Annotated in this window: 19 protein-coding genes; 14 read left to right on the top strand and 5 right to left on the bottom strand. The window is 51.7% G+C overall.

Going from position 1 to position 18,331, the window contains the following annotated elements:
• Positions 1-70: 70 nt before the first annotated feature.
• The 7 genes from ACO0LC_RS16225 to ACO0LC_RS16195 all read left to right on the top strand — a co-directional run bounded on the left by ACO0LC_RS16225 (position 71) and on the right by ACO0LC_RS16195 (position 6,956).
• Positions 71-2,074 carry a TonB-dependent receptor gene (locus ACO0LC_RS16225; RefSeq protein ID WP_423004882.1) on the top strand — a complete coding sequence of 668 codons (2,004 nt, stop codon included), beginning with the start codon at positions 71-73 and terminating at the stop codon, positions 2,072-2,074.
• Between the two features lie 296 nt (positions 2,075-2,370).
• Positions 2,371-3,762 (top strand): hypothetical protein, encoded by a 1,392-nt coding sequence (locus ACO0LC_RS16220; protein WP_423004880.1) that lies wholly within the window; start codon positions 2,371-2,373, stop codon positions 3,760-3,762.
• Between the two features lie 190 nt (positions 3,763-3,952).
• Positions 3,953-4,489, top strand: a complete 537-nt coding sequence (gene hslV / locus ACO0LC_RS16215) for an ATP-dependent protease subunit HslV (protein ID WP_162043733.1) — start codon at positions 3,953-3,955, stop codon at positions 4,487-4,489.
• Positions 4,490-4,502: 13 nt separating this feature from the next.
• Positions 4,503-5,840, top strand: a complete 1,338-nt coding sequence (gene hslU, locus ACO0LC_RS16210; protein WP_423004878.1) for an ATP-dependent protease ATPase subunit HslU — start codon at positions 4,503-4,505, stop codon at positions 5,838-5,840.
• A gap of 21 nt (positions 5,841-5,861) precedes the next feature.
• Positions 5,862-6,053, top strand: a complete 192-nt coding sequence (locus ACO0LC_RS16205) for a hypothetical protein (RefSeq protein ID WP_423004876.1) — start codon at positions 5,862-5,864, stop codon at positions 6,051-6,053.
• A gap of 18 nt (positions 6,054-6,071) precedes the next feature.
• Positions 6,072-6,584: a GAF domain-containing protein gene (locus tag ACO0LC_RS16200; RefSeq protein ID WP_423004874.1), complete on the top strand. Its 513-nt coding sequence runs from the start codon at positions 6,072-6,074 to the stop codon at positions 6,582-6,584.
• A gap of 192 nt (positions 6,585-6,776) precedes the next feature.
• Positions 6,777-6,956 carry a hypothetical protein gene (locus ACO0LC_RS16195; RefSeq protein ID WP_423004872.1) on the top strand — a complete coding sequence of 60 codons (180 nt, stop codon included), beginning with the start codon at positions 6,777-6,779 and terminating at the stop codon, positions 6,954-6,956.
• A 45-nt stretch (positions 6,957-7,001) separates the two neighbouring features.
• Here the strand turns inward: ACO0LC_RS16195 and ACO0LC_RS16190 are convergent, their stop codons facing one another.
• The 5 genes from ACO0LC_RS16190 to ACO0LC_RS16170 form a co-directional block, all read right to left on the bottom strand.
• Positions 7,002-8,000, bottom strand: a complete 999-nt coding sequence (locus ACO0LC_RS16190; RefSeq protein ID WP_423004870.1) for an NAD(P)H-dependent glycerol-3-phosphate dehydrogenase — start codon at positions 7,998-8,000, stop codon at positions 7,002-7,004.
• Positions 8,001-8,114: 114 nt separating this feature from the next.
• Positions 8,115-8,564 carry an SH3 domain-containing protein gene (locus ACO0LC_RS16185; RefSeq protein WP_423004868.1) on the bottom strand — a complete coding sequence of 150 codons (450 nt, stop codon included), beginning with the start codon at positions 8,562-8,564 and terminating at the stop codon, positions 8,115-8,117.
• A gap of 57 nt (positions 8,565-8,621) precedes the next feature.
• A complete protein-coding gene (secB, locus tag ACO0LC_RS16180; protein WP_423004866.1) occupies positions 8,622-9,098 on the bottom strand; it encodes a protein-export chaperone SecB in 477 nt (158 codons plus the stop codon).
• Positions 9,099-9,261: 163 nt separating this feature from the next.
• Positions 9,262-9,528 (bottom strand): glutaredoxin 3, encoded by a 267-nt coding sequence (grxC, locus tag ACO0LC_RS16175; protein WP_423004864.1) that lies wholly within the window; start codon positions 9,526-9,528, stop codon positions 9,262-9,264.
• 14 nt (positions 9,529-9,542) lie between these two features.
• Entirely contained in the window at positions 9,543-9,944 is a 402-nt protein-coding gene (locus ACO0LC_RS16170; protein ID WP_423004862.1) for a rhodanese-like domain-containing protein, read from the bottom strand.
• 97 nt (positions 9,945-10,041) lie between these two features.
• On the opposite strand from ACO0LC_RS16170, the gene gpmA reads away from it, so the two are divergent.
• From gpmA to ACO0LC_RS16135, 7 genes are all read left to right on the top strand, one after another.
• A complete protein-coding gene (gpmA, locus tag ACO0LC_RS16165) occupies positions 10,042-10,788 on the top strand; it encodes a 2,3-diphosphoglycerate-dependent phosphoglycerate mutase (RefSeq protein ID WP_423004860.1) in 747 nt (248 codons plus the stop codon).
• A 7-nt stretch (positions 10,789-10,795) separates the two neighbouring features.
• Positions 10,796-12,148: a murein hydrolase activator EnvC family protein gene (locus ACO0LC_RS16160; RefSeq protein ID WP_423004858.1), complete on the top strand. Its 1,353-nt coding sequence runs from the start codon at positions 10,796-10,798 to the stop codon at positions 12,146-12,148.
• A gap of 16 nt (positions 12,149-12,164) precedes the next feature.
• Positions 12,165-13,667: a S41 family peptidase gene (locus tag ACO0LC_RS16155; RefSeq protein WP_423004856.1), complete on the top strand. Its 1,503-nt coding sequence runs from the start codon at positions 12,165-12,167 to the stop codon at positions 13,665-13,667.
• A 44-nt stretch (positions 13,668-13,711) separates the two neighbouring features.
• Entirely contained in the window at positions 13,712-14,470 is a 759-nt protein-coding gene (locus ACO0LC_RS16150; protein WP_423004854.1) for a HesA/MoeB/ThiF family protein, read from the top strand.
• Between the two features lie 36 nt (positions 14,471-14,506).
• Positions 14,507-15,151 (top strand): glutathione S-transferase family protein, encoded by a 645-nt coding sequence (locus ACO0LC_RS16145; protein WP_423004852.1) that lies wholly within the window; start codon positions 14,507-14,509, stop codon positions 15,149-15,151.
• A 13-nt stretch (positions 15,152-15,164) separates the two neighbouring features.
• Positions 15,165-15,959 (top strand): spermidine synthase, encoded by a 795-nt coding sequence (locus ACO0LC_RS16140; RefSeq protein ID WP_423004850.1) that lies wholly within the window; start codon positions 15,165-15,167, stop codon positions 15,957-15,959.
• 181 nt (positions 15,960-16,140) lie between these two features.
• Entirely contained in the window at positions 16,141-18,330 is a 2,190-nt protein-coding gene (locus ACO0LC_RS16135; RefSeq protein WP_423004848.1) for a S41 family peptidase, read from the top strand.
• Position 18,331: the final 1 nt, after the last annotated feature.

Here is an 18,331-nt window from a genome sequence, read left to right as displayed (position 1 = left end):
ATGCCTGGCAATTTGATTTTCAGACGCTTATCGCGTCTGAAGCTGCTCCATTTCGCAAACAGGAAACATCATGGTTTTTCAACGTACTTTGATCACCAGCGCCGTGCTGGCTTTTTTGGCTACTATCACCCAGGCCCATGCCGAAAACGGCACCATCAATACCGTCATAGTGACATCCAATCCCATCAGCAATGATGAGAATATGCAAGTACTCACCCCCGCTAAAATCCTTTCCGGGCCAGAACTCAAGGCCAAAGTTGGCACTTCCCTGGGCGATACCCTGGGGAGTGAACTGGGGGTCTCGGCATCCGGTTTTGGTGCCGGGGCTTCGCGTCCCATCATCCGCGGCCTGGAAGGCCCTAGGGTCAAGATTTTGCAAAATGGCATGGGTGTGGCGGATGTATCTAGTCTGTCAAATGATCATGCGGTGGCCAGTGAAAGTGCCACCGCCCAGCAAATCGAAGTCTTGCGTGGCCCGGCTGCCTTGCTATACGGCAGTGGCGCCATCGGTGGCCTGGTGAACGTCATCGACAATCGCATTCCCAATGTCTTGAACAGGAAATTGACGGGGGAAGCCGAGGTGCGCCTGGGTTCTGTCAATCAGGAAAAGAGTTTGTCTTTCGCTCTGGATGGCTCCAGTGGCGTGATCGGTTTGCATGTGGATGGCAGTAGCCGGGATACCGGCAACTACAAAATCCCGGGCAGCATAACAGTGAATAATCCGGCTTCAGGCAGCGGCCGCATGCCATCCAGCTTTACCCGTGAATCGACGCTGGCAGTTGGTGCCTCTGTCATACAATCCTGGGGTTATATAGGGGCAGCGCTACAAACCCTGGATGACCATTACGGCATCCCGACGGCGGAACGCTCTTTCATAGACTTGAAACAAAATCGCCTGGACATCGATGGCCTCTTGAATGCGCCATTGAATGGTTTTGACAGCCTGAAGTACAAATTCAGTGCCACCGACTATAGCCATACCGAGAAATCAGAAAACGGCACGCCGATTACCAACTTCAAAAACCAGATGCTGGAAAGCCGCGTACAACTCTCCCATCCTTCCTGGGCTGGCTGGCAAGGTAGCTGGGGCATACAAACTGAACAGGTGAAATTTTCTGCCCTGTCGGCCACCACTGGTCGTGCCGATACCGTGCCCAGCACCAAATCCAATTCTCTTGCCGCTTTCTTTGTAGAACAAAAGCAAATAGCCGATGTCATGGCCAGCGCCGGCATGCGCTTTGAAAATGTGAAGCGTACGCCAGATGCCAGCACGGGCCTGGCCGCACGTGAATTCAATCTGTTCTCGGCTTCGCTGGGTGGTCTGTGGCAATTCGATAAGTCTTACGGTGCCGGACTCAGCCTGTCCTGGGCACAGCGCGCACCGGCGACAGAAGAATTGTACTCAGCTGGCCCGCATGAGTCGACAGCCACTTTTGACATAGGCAATATCAATATGAAAAAAGAGGCTTCGCGCAATCTGGAACTCAGCCTGCAAAAAACCCATGGCTTGCTACGCTGGAAAATCAATGCCTTCCTGAACAAGGTCAATAACTATATTTATGGCCACACCGATGGCAGCAAGGTCAATGAAGCTGGCAACCCTGATCCGGGTGCAGAATTCACGTTACGCAACTGGTCACAGGCAGCCGCCACCATACGCGGCGGTGAAGCAGAAATCAGTTACAACTTGCTGGGTGAAGGCTGGTCTGGCCGTGCCTTTGCCGATCATTCACGTGGCAGCCTCGACAATCAAGGCAGCCTGCCACTGCAACCAGCCACCCGCACTGGCTTTGACATAGGCTACAAAATAGATGGCTGGCGTGGTGGTGTGAATGTCTTGCATGCCCTGCGCCAGGAAAGGCTGGCCAGCTTTGAAAACTTTGTCACCCCTGCGTATACCAAGGTGGATGCCAGCCTGACCTATACCCATCCTTATCAAAACATGCAACTGACCTGGTTCCTGATGGCGAAGAATTTGCTGAACCAGGATATACGCCTGTCCACTTCTGTCTTAAAGGAAACCCTACCTCAACCAGGCCGAAATCTCATGGCAGGCTTGAGGGCCAGCTTTTGATGTTAAAAAATCAGCTAAGAATTGCAAGAAAAATGTAAGCAGATGTAATTGACGTTTAGGTTATTAATTCATAAGCTGTTGGTACAGGAGGCGGTATCCGCCTCCATTTTCTGCAAAAAAGCTGCTTTTTTGCAAGGTTTTCGACGAGCATGAGCTGGAATTAAAAGAACATTTGATGAAAAACTCTTTTCAGTAGTTGAGCCCAGTCAACCATTCAAGTGGAATTCAGAATATACTAAGCACTCGTCAAATTCGCTACCGGGTGGTCAGCGCTTCTATTCTTATTCGGGAACAAAGTGGGGATTTTTTCTCTTTTCGGTAAAAAAGGTGTCAAGCAGGAAGATCGCTCCACCGAGAAATCTTCTTCGAGAAAGACGCGCTCCAAGAATGGTAATACCGTCATTGGCGGTTTCCAGGATAGTGAGATCTTTAGCAATTCAATTATTGCTCAGCGCCATATCGCCCGTGCTACCGAAAGAAAAATCGACGCCATAGAATTTGAAATGTCGCGTGACATTGTCAAGACCCGTCCGCCTACCATCACCAAGACCGATCTGGGTGCGCCCACCGAGCCGATGGAAAGAAAAGCGCCGCCGGTAGAATTCCAGACCACCTTGCCGATGATGATGCCCACCGATTACCTGCTGGGGCAGAATTCGGAAATGTCGGCATCTGCGCTTGCCTATAGCGAATCAGTCCCCGTACTCGAAGAAGCCGCCATCCTGTTTGCCAGTGGCCAGAATGAGGTCGCCGAGCAAATGCTGGTAGCTGCCGTGCAACACCAGGAACTCGGTGGAGCGACCGAGATAGGCTGGCAAATGCTGTTTGACCTGTACCGTATCAGTAATGACCAGCACAAGTTTGAAAGCCTGTCGCTGGATTACGCCAATAAGTTTGAAACCTCGCCGCCTTTGTGGCCAGAAAATCAAGCTGGTAACGACAATGATGCAGAACCTCAGGGCGACACGACGGTCGCTAATGTCAGTTTCCCAGCAAAACTGGATAGCGGCACCATCAAGGTTTTAGAAAAATTGCAAGTTTCTGCGTCCAAGAGCAAGAGCCTGCGCCTGGACTTTGCACGCGTCAAGGAAGTTGACCCCATAGGTTGCGGCCTGTTATTGCGCGCTCTCAAGGGTTTGAAAAAATCCGGCCATGATCTTTTGCTGGTTGGGGCCAAGGATCTGGCAGATAAAATCCGTGCCATCCTGCTGGTTGGCCGCCGAGATGAAACCGAAGCTCCCTGGTTATTATTGCTGGAAATCCTGCAATTATTGCATTTCGAGCAAGCCTTTGAAGAAGTCAGTATGGATTACTGTATTACTTTCGAAGTATCGCCACCGTCTTTCGAAGCACCAAAGAACAATATCACCAGCGCCATGCCCGAAGTCCAGGAGCAGGAAGAAGCGACTGACCGCTACATGATGCCAAAAGTGGTTGAAGGCAAGACAGAATTCCTGATCTCCAATATCGCCTTGCAGGCAGAACAGCATAATCCGCTGATTCTTGATTGTACGCGCCTGGAGCGTGTGGAATTTGGTGCCTCAGCACAATTGCTGAATGGACTGGCACCCATTGCCAGCAAAGCTGGCATGAATATACGCTTTGAAGGCGTCAATTATCTGGTCATGATGCTGTTCAATGCCATGGGCTTGAAAAACATCGCCAGCATCGTCCCGCGCAAGCACTAAACTGTAGCCAAGGTGGGCTTTTGCCATCACTTTGACGGTATCTAGACCGTATCTATATACCCGGTTTGTTCACGCTTGCAATTCAGAAAAAACACCCCATTTTCTAGCAATCAGGCAATTTGGCCTGCTTATACTGCCCGCCATGGCCTTTGGTCGCGTGCAGGAATGGCACTATTTTTTGAGGTTCATTATGGAACAATTTCACGGCACCACCATTTTGACGGTGCGACGCGGCAACCTGGTTGCCCTCGGTGGCGACGGCCAGGTCACACTGGGCAATATCGTCATGAAGGGCACGGCCCGCAAGGTACGCAAGCTGTATCACAACAAGGTGCTGGCCGGTTTTGCTGGCGGCACTGCCGACGCCTTCACCCTGATAGAGCGTTTTGAATCCAAGCTGGAAAAACACCAGGGCCACTTGATGCGCGCTTCGGTAGAACTAGCTAAGGACTGGCGCACAGACCGCATGTTGCGCCGCCTGGAAGCCATGTTGCTGGTGGCGGACAAGGATACTACCCTGGTAATTACCGGCAATGGCGATGTACTGGAACCCAACCAGGGTATAGGCGCAATCGGTTCGGGCGGCACCTTTGCCCAGTCTGCCGCGATTGCCCTGTTTGAAAATACTGATCTGTCGCCTGTCGACATCGTCAAAAAATCCCTGACTATCGCTGGTGAGTTGTGCATTTATACCAACTTGTCGCACACCATAGAAACACTGGAATAGATTGGAATCAGCAATGAACATGACCCCGCAAGAGATCGTCTCTGAACTCGATAAACATGTCGTCGGCCAGTCCAAGGCCAAGCGTGCCGTTGCCATCGCCCTGCGTAACCGCTGGCGTCGTCAACAGGTGCAAGAACCGCTGCGCCATGAAATCACACCTAAAAATATCCTGATGATAGGGCCTACCGGTGTCGGTAAAACCGAGATCGCCCGTCGCCTGGCCAAGCTGGCTGATGCGCCCTTCATCAAGATAGAAGCCACCAAATTCACTGAAGTGGGCTATGTGGGCCGGGATGTCGACACCATCATCCGTGATCTGGTTGATATAGGGATCAAGCAAACCCGCGAAGCTGCCACTCGCAAAGTGCGTGCCCGTGCCGAAGATGCGGCAGAAGACCGGGTACTCGATATCCTGTTGCCACCTGCCCGCGACTTTGGTTTTCAGCCGCATGAAAATGAAGCAGCAACACCTGACAATACCACCCGCCAGACTTTCCGCAAGCGTCTGCGCGAAGGTGCGCTGGATGACAAGGAAATTGAAATCGAGGTTTCCGAAGGCGTAGCCCATATGGAAATCATGGCGCCGCCGGGCATGGAAGAAATGACCGAGCAAATCAAGACCATGTTTTCTGGCATGGGCAATAACCGCAAGAAGTCCCGCAAGCTGAAAATCAAGGAAGCCATGAAGTTCCTGATCGAAGAAGAAGCGGGCAAGCTGGTTAATGAAGAAGAATTGAAGCAAGAAGCGATACGCAATGTAGAGCAAAACGGCATCGTCTTCCTCGATGAAATCGACAAGATCGCCTCACGTTCAGAAACCGGTGGAGCAGAAGTCTCACGCGCTGGCGTGCAGCGTGATTTGCTGCCTCTGGTAGAAGGCACGACTGTCAATACCAAGTACGGCATGATCAAGACTGACCATATCCTGTTCATTGCGTCTGGCGCTTTCCATTTGGCCAAACCATCTGACCTGATCCCTGAATTGCAGGGCCGTTTCCCTATCCGGGTGGAACTGGAATCCTTGTCGATTGCGGATTTTGAACGTATTTTGACTGGCACCGATGCCTGCCTGACACGTCAATACCAGGCCTTGCTGGCAACCGAGGATGTACAGATAGACTTTACTCCTGAGGGTGTGGAAAGACTGGCTGGTATCGCTTATTCAGTCAATGAAACGACAGAAAACATAGGTGCTCGCAGACTGTACACCGTCATGGAAAAGCTGCTGGAAGAAATTTCTTTCAATGCCCACCAGAATAGCGGCAAGACGGTCACCATCGATGCCGCCTACGTCAATGAGCGTCTGGAAGCCTTGTCGGTGAATGAAGATCTGTCACGCTACGTGCTGTAACTGGTCAATCCGGGGCTCTATATGGCGAACAAGGCACTGGCAACACGACAACGCATGCAGTTTCGCGTTGAGCCTTCACAAGCCCCGGCCAAAGGCAGGGGTAGTCAGGCCAAGAAAGCCTTACCTGATTACCTGACTGCGAAAAGAAATACCAAGCCTTTACCTCTTCCTGCTACTGTCAAAAAAAACCCAGACAGTCTGGAAGAAACTTAAACCCTACAGGACCCCACCATGTTCAGCACTCCGGCTGCCAGCGACAAACCCGATTACTCCATGCTGGCGCGCCAGTTGGCCAGCGTGCTGGAAGGTGAACGCAATCTGATTACCAATGCTGCCCAGTTTTCTGCCTTCATCTATAGCAGCATCACCGATTTGAACTGGGCAGGTTTTTACCTGTGCGCGCCAGCCAGCAAACCAGATGCAGAATTCCCGCATGATTTGCTGCTCGGCCCCTTCCAGGGCAAGGTTGCCTGCACTCGTATCCCTTTCAAACGCGGTGTGTGCGGTACGGCGGCGGCAGAAAGACGTACCGTGCTGGTAGAAGACGTACATGCCTTCCCTGGTCATATCGCCTGTGACTCAGCCTCGAATTCTGAAATCGTCATCCCGCTCATCAAGGATGGTGAAATTTATGGTGTATTTGATATAGACAGCCCGCGCCTGCAACGCTTCAGCGCAGAAGACCAGTCCGGCCTGGAAAACCTGCTCGCCATCTTTATTGCGGCGACGGATTTGCACAAGTAATAATACCAGTCCCTGCTGAGCTGCCAGAATGTGGCAAGCAGCAAACAAAGACCATGGCTCTCATGGTCTTTTTTGTTAAGCTATGTCAAAACTGGCTAAACTCGCGCTTTGTCGCTCTACACTGGTTTGCAAGACTCAGCAAAATCAGGAGATGGCATCATGGCAGGTTGCAGACGCCGGAAAATGCTACACATGTATAAGCAGCCTTTGCGCAGGCGCGATGTGCTGACGCGCTTCATGGTCGACCTGGGCATTCACTATCTTGAAGTCATGGGCCTGGTCAAGGCCATGCACTTTTTGCGCCGACATCATGTGCCTGATACTGTCATTGCCCGTGTCTTGCACTCCCCCGCATACCGACGCCGCTACTAAAACCTGTCTACGATCTTAAGCGCGAGCGTTATCGTAAACGGGTTCTTAGTGAATTTCCTGCTTGGCATCCCTGGCCAGCAAGCGACTGATCATTTCTTGCAGTGAAATCCCGTCAAACAAGACTCCTGCCACGGCATCGGTGATCGGCATCTGTATACCCAGGCTTAGGGCCAGTGTGCGCACTGCTTGCGCACAACGCACGCCCTCAGCAACATGACCCAGTTCCTGCACGATGACATCCAGTGATTTACCCTGGGCCAGTGCCAGGCCTACCTTACGGTTACGCGACAGATCACCAGTACAGGTCAATATCAAATCCCCTACCCCAGTCAGACCCATCAGGGTTTCCGAGCGACCGCCGAGAGCTACACCCAGGCGGCTGATTTCTGCCAGGCCACGGGTAATCAGGGCAGCACGTGCATTCAGGCCCAGGCCCAGACCGTCCGCCACGCCGGTGGCGATTGCCAGGATATTCTTGACTGCGCCACCCACTTCGACACCGACCACGTCATCACTGGAGTACACCCGCATGGCATTCACATGCAGGGCCTGTACCACCAGGCGGCTGAGTTCATGGGATTTGGAGGCGATTGTCAGCGCGCAAGGCAAGCCTTTGGCCACTTCCTGCGCGAATGAAGGGCCAGACAAGGCACCGAAAGCCACACCCTGGCCCACGACTTGTTCTGCCACCTGATGTGGCAATAATTGCGTAACTTCTTCAAAACCCTTGCAAAGCCAGATAATGTTCCTGGGCTGATAAGCGCGGCAAGCTTCCAGCGTGGGGCGCAAACCTGAGACAGAAGTGGCAATCACCAGCAGCCCCTCAGGGCCAGCCGCATGGGCCATGGCGGCAGCAAAATCTGCCGTCACCTGCAAGCTGTCAGGGAAGCTGAAACCGCTCAAGTATTCATCATTTTGCCTGTTTGCCTGCATGGCAGACATGGAAGCTTGATTACGCCCCCACAACAAGACTTGATTTTTTGCGGCGAAGGCGATCGCCATGGCCGTGCCCCAGGCGCCCGCGCCCAATACGCTGATATTCATGCTTTCCCTGACTCCTGCTTATTTTAATAATCGGGTAGATGTAAAAAAAGGACAGCAGGCTGTCCTTTTTTATACTGTGCTGCTGTCTATGCATGCAGCCTGGACACTATAGCACTATAGGCCCCAGACTTCATTGATTTTGACAAAACCTAGCTGGCCGTCACGGTGTTTCACTTTGACCCAACCACCAGCTGCAGGCTCTGCCATTTCCAGCAAGACGTGTTTGTCGGCGCTAAATACCAGAGGGGCAGAGTCATCTGCTGCTGCCCTGATCTTGGCATTCGCTGCCCGCACCACCAGGCTGCGGCGAGTGATCAAGTCCTTGGACTCTACCCAGCTCATTTCACCGCTGACGTCTCTGACCTTACTCCATGCGCCAGAAGTAAACACCACTTCCACCGGCATGCCACGCGGTGCTACTGTTAATTTAGCGCCTTTGGCAGACGGGGCATCATACATGATGACAGCTGTCGCACCGATGGAACGAAATTCCAAAGCCTGTGCCGCACCACTCGCAAGCAGCGTGAACAATAGCAAAGGCAAGGGCTTCAGCAAGCGTCGCATGGATATCCTTCTTCATCAAGCCAGCCCGGTCACCAGACCGGACCAGACTTGTATTGATTACTGAATAGTTGCTGGAGCTTCAGCAGTCGCGCCTGCTTGCTCAGCAGCAATTGCCAGACGTTGTGTGTAGAAAGCTTCGAAATTGATTTCCGACAAATGGATAGGAGGGAAACCAGCACGTGTGATCGCATCAGCCACGTTGGAACGCAGGTAAGGATAAACGATGTTAGGGCAGCCGATTCCCAGCAGAGGATCGAGTTGATCTTCAGGGATATTGCGTGCTTCGAAAATACCAGCTTGTTTGCCTTCAACCAGGAAAGCCACTTTTTCGCCAACTTTTGCAGTAACAGTCACTGTTACTGTGGCTTCGTAGATGCCATCAGCCAGCTTTTCAGAGCCGACATCAACGGAAACTTCGATGCCAGGGGCTTCTTGTTCCAGGAAAATTGCTGGGGAATTAGGCTGTTCAAGCGACAAATCTTTCAGATAAACGCGTTGAATTTGGAATACGGGCTGCAGATTTTCGTCAGACATGTGAAACTTTCTAAAATTCTAAAAGATTAATAATGAACAGCGAGTCTGGCAGATAAGGCCGTTTCCAGCCATTTCAAGATCGCAGCGCGCTATTGTAGCAAGTAGTCTGCAAAAACAGCAATTTACCTCACAAAGCCGTAGAAAATCTGGCAAAGCCCGGTTTTTAATCAGCTGGATTCAGTAAAGGATCGAGTTTACCCGCTCTATCGAGGGCAGACAGGTCATCAAAGCCGCCTACATGGGTGTCATCTACATAGATTTGTGGCACGGTGCGACGGCCGGTTTTCTTCATCATCGCTTCGCGCACGCCAGGTTCGAGATCGACCCGGATTTTTTCTATTTCCTCGACACCCTTGGACTTCAACAGGCGTTCAGCCATCGTGCAATAGGGGCAAACGGCGGTGGTATACATGACTACATGGGCTTTCATGATGCTCTCCTGCTTTACTTTACTGTTGGCAAGCCTTGCGACTTCCAGGAATCTATACCACCATCCAGGCTGAACACCTGGGTAAAACCGGCTTTGCTGAGCAAACCTACAGCACTGGAAGAACGCACGCCAGACGCACAGACAGTAATGACGACATTGCTTTTTGACTTTTCTATCTCTTTCATGCGGTTATTCAGCTCAGCCAGAGGGATGTGCTTGGCATTTTGCAAATGTCCGGCAGTAAATTCCTCTGCACTGCGCACGTCCAATACCAGGGTCTTGGTCTGATTCATGTATTGTGTAGCTTGAAAATGCGAGACCTTGGCACCACGTCTTTGTAGAGCAGGCACCAGCAATGCGCCACCAGAAAGGATGGCGAGACCTATCCAGAATATATTGTCAAGAATGAATTTCACAGGATTCCAGTAGTAAAAATGGTTATCAGAAGCGCGCCATTATAAAATAGATGCCGCAATCGCATACTAAATCACTCATCTCATCTACTCGCACACTATGTATAAAATCGTTTTAATGCGCCACGGCGAATCTACCTGGAATCTGGACAACCGTTTTACCGGCTGGACTGATGTTGATCTGACAGCAAAAGGTGTGGCAGAAGCGACCCAGGCAGGCAAGCTCCTGAAAGATGCCGGCCTGACTTTTGACCTGGCCTATACCTCGGTACTGAAACGTGCAGTGCGTACCCTGTGGGGCACACTCGATGAAATGGATTTGATGTGGTTGCCAGTGATTCATGACTGGCGTCTGAATGAGCGTCATTACGGCGCGCTGCAAGGCTTGAACAAGGCAGAGACAGCGGCAAAATATGGCGACGAGCAAGTGCTGGTGTGGCGCCGTAGCTACGATACACCTCCTATGCCGTTGGCAGAAGAGGATGACCGCACCTCTTTCAATGACCCACGCTATGCTGGCCTGGAGCGCAGCCAGATCCCGCTAACAGAATGCCTGAAAGACACGGTTGCCCGCGTCATGCCAGCCTGGGATGACAGCATTGCCCCGGCCATACGCGCTGGCAAACGCATTCTGATTTCTGCCCATGGCAACAGCCTGCGCGCCCTGATCAAGATGCTCGACGGTATCAGCGATGACGACATCGTCAACCTGAACATCCCGAATGGCCAGCCGCTAGTGTATGAACTCGATGCCGACCTGAAACCTATCAGGCATTATTATCTGGGTGACCAGGACGCAATTGCTGCCGCCTTAAATGCGGTTGCCAGCCAGGGTAAATCCAAATAAGCATTGAATGTCATTTAACACCAAGTCTTCACCGTTTTTAATTGCAAGTTTGCTGTGCCTGACTCTGGCAGGCATGGCAACGTCTGCGGCACCGGCTTTGGCCGCCAGCAATGCCCGTTCGCAGCAAAAAACCAAGGCAGAAGCAGACCGGGCAGAGTTGCAAAACCGCCTGAAAGCACTTAAAAACGATATAAACAAAACTGAAACTGCCAAGGACAATGCCAGCGATGCCCTGGCTGATTCAGAAAAATCCATCTCTGAAGCCAACCGTTCTTTACGTGACTTGCAGACCGAGCAAACGCAGACAGAAGCCAAAGTCAAACAACTGACCGAGCAACAGCAGGCACTGGCAGACAAGGTGGAAAAACAAAAAAACCAGTTATCGAATTTTTTACGCCGCCAGTATATGCGGGGCGACAGCGACCGCATCAAATTGCTGTTGTCGGGTGATAACCCCAACCGCATCAACCGCGAATTGCAATACATGAGCTATGTATCGCAAACCCAGGCCAAGATGATAGATGGCTTGCGCATCAGCCTGCTGGCTGTAGAAAAAAATGCAGAAGAAGCCAAAGAAGCCAAAGCGGAACTTGATGAAATCGCCGACGAAGAAAAAAGTCACAAACTGGCGCTGGAAAAAGAGAAAAAACGACATGCCACATTACTAAGTCAGTTGGCAGAAAAATTATATACACAAAAAAAACAGGCTGACAGCCTGGAAAAAGATGAACAAAGACTGACAAATCTGGTCTCACAATTAAATAAACTAATTGAAGAACAGGCCAAGGCAGATGCAGCCCGGGCAGCACTGGAAGAAAAACAACGCCAGGAAAGAATTGCAGCAGCACAGAAAGAAAGAGCCAGACAGGCGGCGCAGGGAAAAAAACCAGCAAAAATCACCAATCCAAATGCGATTGATGATGATGAACCACCTAAACAGGCCAAGGTGGAAACACCACCTGCAGGTGAATTTGACAAGCTAAAAGGGCAATTGCGCTTGCCGGTAAAAGGAGAAATCCTGGCCAAATTTGGTAGCAAGCGCACTGACGGGCCTAGCTGGAAAGGCATGTTCATCAAGGCCAATGCCGGTGCCGAGATCAAAACCATCGCCCCTGGCAAAATTATTTTTGCCGACTGGTGGAAGGGCTATGGAAATATGATTATTGTGGATCATGGCGGCAGTTACTGGAGCCTGTATGGCAATAATCAGGCAGTATTAAAGCATGTAGGCGATGTGGTAAAAACGGGTGATGTGATTGCCAGTGCCGGAAACAGCGGCGGTAATGAAGAATCAGGTTTATACTTTGAAGTACGTCATCAGGGGCGTGTATTTGATCCCCTCAACTGGATCGTTAAATAGGTTTTAGGTGAATCACATGGGCAGCAAATTCAAGAATTTCGGCTTAATCGGCCTCGGCATGGTTGCAGGCGTAGCAGTTTCCATGCAATTTTCGGCAGTAGCGCAAAAAACTACCGGCAATTCCTTGCCGGTAGAAGAGTTGCGGCAACTCGCTGATGTCTTCGGCCTCATCAAGTCTGACTATGTAGAGCCAGTGGAAGACAATAAGCTGCTGACGGAAGCGATTTCCGGCATGGTGGCATCGCTGGACCCGCACTCAGCCTATCTGGACAAGAAATCATTTAAAGAATTAAAAGAAGGTACACAGGGCAAATTCGTTGGCCTGGGTATAGAAGTCGGTATGGAAGATGGCTATGTCAAGATCGTCTCCCCGATTGAAGACTCGCCGGCTTACCGTGCAGGTCTGAAACCAGGCGATCTGATCACCAAGCTGGATTCGCAGCCAGTCAAGGGCTTGACACTGGATGAAGCCGTCAAGCGCATGCGTGGCGAACCGAATACCAAGATCACCCTGACTATCTTCCGCAAAACCGAAGACAAGCCTATTGTCGTCACGATTACCCGTGAACTGATCAAGCAGCAAAGCGTCAAGGCCAAGATCGTTGAACCTGGTTATGCCTGGGTCAGGATTGCCCAGTTCCAGGAGCCTACGGTCGAAGACATGGCCAAGAAAATCCAGACCCTGTATGCCCAGGACCCCTCCATCAAGGGCCTGGTGCTGGATTTGCGCAATGACCCGGGCGGTGTCCTGCCTGGTGCGATAGGTGTCTCAGCCGCCTTCCTGCCTAAAGACGTACCGGTGGTATCTACCAATGGTCAGTTGCCAGATTCCAAGGCGACGTTCTATGCCCGCCGTGAATACTATTCTGGCCGTACACTGAACGACCCGCTGGCCAAATTGCCAGAAGCGATCAAAAACGTGCCTATGGTGGTACTCATCAACACAGGCTCGGCATCTGCCTCTGAAATCGTGGCTGGTGCCTTGCAGGATTACAAACGCGCCACCATCCTGGGTACCCAGAGCTTTGGCAAGGGTTCAGTACAAACCATACGCCAGATTTCTGCTGATACGGCAGTCAAGCTGACGACGGCACGTTATTACACGCCAAATGGCCGCTCCATCCAGGCCAAGGGCATCGTCCCTGACTTGAATGTCGAAGAAACCGCAGATGGTGATGGTTTCAATGGCTTGCGTGCCCGCGAAGCTGATTTGCAAAAGCATTTGACGAATGACAAGGAAAAAGAAGTCGCCCGTCCTAAAGTTGATGAAGTCGAAGAAGAGCAGCGTTTGATCGCCCTGGCGAAAAAGAGCAAGCCACTGGAATATGGTGGTGCAGAAGACTTCCAGCTGGCCCAGGCCTTGAATCATTTGAAAGGCTTGCCAGTCAAAGTCACGGAAGCCAAAATTGCTGACAAAGATGGCAAGGATAGTAAAGACGGCGGCAAGGAAGCTGACAAAGGCGACAAAGCCAGTAAAGCTGACAAAGCCGAGCACAAAACCGATAGCAAGAAAAAATAAACCCTGACAAAAAGAGGCCGCATGCAGCGGCCTTTTTTACAACCATGAACGATCAGCAACTCTTACGCTATTCCCGCCATATCCTGCTGGACCAAATCGGCATAGAGGGTCAGCAAAAAATCACTGAAGCACGCGCCCTCATCATAGGCGCTGGTGGCCTGGGCTCACCGGCTGCCCTGTACCTGGCCAGTGCTGGTGTAGGTCATATCACCCTTGTCGACAATGACAGCGTAGACCTGACCAATCTGCAAAGGCAGATCATGCATACCACGGCAGCCGTGGGCATTGCCAAGGTCAGCTCAGGCAAGCACACGCTGGAAGCCATCAACCCGGAGATCAGCATTATCGCCCTGCAAGAGCGGGCTGCCGATGCACGCCTGGAAGAACTGGTCAGCCAGGCCAGCATCGTCCTTGATTGCTGCGACAATTTTGCCACCCGCCATGCCGTCAATGCCGCTTGCGTTAAATTTGGTATCCCGCTGGTATCGGGGGCGGCCATCAGCTTTGATGGCCAGATCAGCGTATTTGACAGCCGCGATGACAATTCTCCCTGCTATGCCTGCCTGTTCCCACCCGACCAGCCGTTTGAAGAAGTATTGTGCTCGACCATGGGGGTGTTTTCACCCCTGGTAGGCATTATAGGCAGCATGCAGGCCGCCGAAGCCCTGAAAGTCATCATGGGCATAGGCCAGGCACTCAGCGGCCGCCTGCTCTTGCTGGATGCATTGCGCATGGACTGGACCAGCATAGGCATCAGCAAGAATCTGCAATGCACAGTGTGCGGACAAATTCATCAGCATTAAATCCCTCGCGTTCTAAAAATCTTATCAAGGATAAACATGTACACCCTGTATTACTGCCCCGGCACAGCCAGCATGGTCGTTCATCTGGCTTTACTGGAAATCGGTGCCGCGCATGAATTGAAACTGGTCGATGTAGAAAAGAAGCAGCAAAAAGATCCCGAGTACCTGCGCCTGAACCCGAATGGCGTCGTGCCTACACTGGTCTTTGATGGCCGCCCTTACCTGGAATCAGCTGCGCTATTGATGTTGTTATCCGAACGTCATCCAGAAGCTGGTCTGGTGCCAGCCACAGGCACAGTGCAACGCGATCAATGGCGGCAATGGATTATCTTCATCAGCGGCAGCCTGCAATCTGCTTTTCGGGCCTGGTTTTATCCGGCAGAACTGGGCTTTGAAGAACATAATGAAGCCACCCGTGCCGCCCTGCAAAAACGTATCGCCGCCATCTGGGATCAACTGGACCAGCACCTGAGCAAGAATGGCCCTTACCTGCTGGGCGAGACTTTTTCTGCGGTCGACCTGCAATTGACCATGCTGATGCGCTGGTCACGCAATATGCCGCGCCCAGCAACGCAATGGCCAGCCCTGAACAAGCTGGCGCAACTCATCATCGCTCGCCCGAGCTGGCAAAAGATGGCGGCAATCGAAGGCCTGGAAACCTGGCCAAAAGTCAACAATTAAGACTTGAGATTTCATGCAAAAGATGGGCTTGAATTTATACAAGGCAAACCAGGCAGCCAGCACAGAACTGCCGGAAGTCACCATCGCCGAACATCTCGGTGTGCGCACCCTGCATCTATCCTCGGATGCCATACAGGGTGCCATGCGCATGGCCATGCCTGACCAGATAGAACTGGAATACGTACAGCAAATGATGATGTGGATGCTGTTCAAAACTGAACCGCAACACATCGTTCAACTCGGCCTGGGCGCAGCATCACTGACCAAGTTTTGCTACCGTAATTTTCCACTGGCCAGAGTCACGGCAATAGAACTGAATCCCAAAGTCATCGCCACCTGCCACCTGCATTTCAAGTTGCCAGACAATGATGGTCGCCTGCAAGTGCTGTGCATGAATGCGCTCGATTATGTCAATGACAGCGCCAACCACGGCCAGGCCGATGTGCTGCAAATTGATTTATACGATGCCGCCGCCGAAGCCCCGGCACTGAGTAGCGCAGCGTTTTACCAGGCATGTGCAGACACCCTGCATGAAGATGGCATGCTAACAGTGAATCTGTTTGGCAATCCGCATAATTATGAGGCGAATTGCAATGCCAATATCGCCGCTCTGCAAGAGGCTTTTGATGCCGTCGTCTGGCTGCCGCTGGTGCATGATGCCAACACCGTCGCCATCGCCTTCAAGCAAGCCCCCGCCGTAGATTTTGAAGACTTGTATGAACGCGCAACGGCGATACGGCTGACCTGTAAATTACCGGCGGCAAAATGGGTGAATGGTTTGAAAGAATGGATGATTGAGCATGCATAATGTGCAATAATCCGGTGCACATTTGCGCCCGGCTTTATCGTCATTAATTTCACCTCCCTCCCCATTTTTTTAACACCTTTTTTCTATGCGTTTAATTTTTACGTCGAAGGGCCACGCTCGTTTTTTCGCTCTCTTTGTATGTGCCCTGCAATTTTTTTGCCTGCCTGTGCGTGCACAAACCATGGATAAGCAAGAAATGCGCTTGCGCGATCTTGCACAATTATGGCGTGACGTTAAATGGCGCCACCCCGCGCTGAGCAAAGGCAATGTAGACTGGGATAAAGCCTTGGTCATGGCTTTGCCCAGAGTGCAAGCCGCGCAGTCCAGGCAAGAATTGCGTGATGCTGTTGCCGGCATGATGGCGGCTTTGCATGACCCTGCGGCAGAGGTCTTCATCATGGAAGAACATGAGTCAACGGACCAGTCACAACAACTGATCGTGCCAGCCAAACAGGATGTGCTGGAATGGTTGAATGGCGATATCGCCCTGCTGCATTTGCATCACCCCCAAATCATGAGTAATGATCATCCTGATTACACCAAACTGATACAGGCCAGGGATGCCATCAAAAGCCGAGCCAAGGGCCTCATCATAGATTTGCGGCCTGCAGAGTCTGGCTGGTATGAGTCTGAAAATCTGAATGCCCTGCTGGCACACTGGATTGCTGCGCCATTAATCTTGCCGACCGAAAGAGTACGCGTGCACTCAGGCTTTGCTCCGCAAAAGGGAATGAATAGTGGCGGTTATTTTTCCGCACTCCAAACCATGGAGGCTGAGATCATCCAGCCTCTGGCACAGCCTGCTAAAGCCCTGCCCATGGTGTTCATAATTAACCAGGCCAGCCTGGTTCCACCTGCTGTACTGGCCCTGCAAAAAACCGGCAAAGCCTGGATACTGGCGCAAGGCAAGGCTACACCGGGCTGGTTTACCCCTACCAAACGTCATATCATCGCTGGCGAAGTCAAAGTCATATACAGCAATGCAGAGCTGGTCCATGCCGATGGTACTACCGGCTTTGCAACCGATGCCGAGATAGCGCCAGATACATCGACCGCCAAAACCAGTGCCAGCATCAGCAAAGCCCTGGCCCTGCTACATAGCAAGTGCAAACCCGGTGCGGCGATGCACTATCAAGCGAGTTCTGGCGTGGCCGTCAGGACGCTGGAGCTCCCCTATCGTGAGATGCGCTATCCTGACCTGGCCTGGCGACAATTGGCGGTCATTAAATTATGGGCGATTGCCGAGACCTTCTTCCCCTATAAGCATTTGATGGACCAACCCTGGTCAGATCAGTTGCCCATCTACCTCAGGCGCATCGCTGAAGTCAAAAATGCCGTGGAATATGCCTTGACGATGGCTGAGATGGCCAGCCATCTGCAAGATAGTCATGTCTATGTCAGAAACCGTATCAGTACAGAATATTTTGGTAAAGCCTGGCTGGCGATGAATCTGCTCATGATAGACAAGCAGGTGGTCATCAGCAAGATTACAGACTCACGTCTGCAGCAAAACCCTGACTTACATGTCGGTGACATCATCCTCAAGATAGATGGAGTGGCAGTTGCAGATAAAATTGAGCAATTCGCCAAGACCATCTCTGCATCCACCCCGGAAACCAGGGTCAGGGATGCGCTTGCCAACCTGTTGATGGGGCAGGAAAAAAGTGTGGCAAGCTTGCTCATCGCAGATAGCGCAGGCAAGCAGCACGAGATACGCCTGCCACGTTTTAATGATACTGTAGCTCCTGAAAATACCGCGCCAGCATTTAAAATGCTCAACAAGGATATCGCCTATGTGGACCTGGACCAGCTAGAAGGGACCGATGTCAATGCCATGTTTGAGGCCATCAAAGATAGCAAGGCCTTGATACTCGACATGCGAGGTTATCCGCGTGAATCAGTATGGAAAATAGCTCCCAGGCTGAATGTGAAGCAGGCACGGGTAGTGGCCCAGTTCCGCCGTCCTATGGTCTCGGCTGTTGAAGGTGACCAGAGCGGTGGTTACTATAGCTTTGAACAAACCATCAATACAAAAGCACCAGACTTGTACCGTGGCAAACTGGTCATGCTGATCAATGAAGAAACACAAAGCGCTGCCGAGCATACTGGCTTGATCCTGGAGTCAGTCGCACCGATGACCTATATAGGCACACATAGCGCTGGTGCCAATGGTGACATTACCGGCGCGTATTTGCCGGGGGCCTTATATTTTGCTTTTTCTGGTCATGACGTGCGACATGCCGATGGCCGTCAGTTGCAACGCACAGGCATACAGCCAGATATCAAGGTCGCCCCTACGCTGGCTGGTATAAGATCAGGAAAAGATGAAGTGCTGGAAAGAGCGATGCGCTTTTTAGAGACGGGCGAGTAAG

The sequence above is a fragment of the Undibacterium sp. JH2W genome, from assembly GCF_049340425.1.
In the GTDB taxonomy this organism is placed as follows: domain Bacteria; phylum Pseudomonadota; class Gammaproteobacteria; order Burkholderiales; family Burkholderiaceae_D; genus Undibacterium.
The sequence above is the reverse complement of the archived record's forward strand: the minus strand, read 5'-3'. Positions and strand labels throughout refer to the sequence as shown.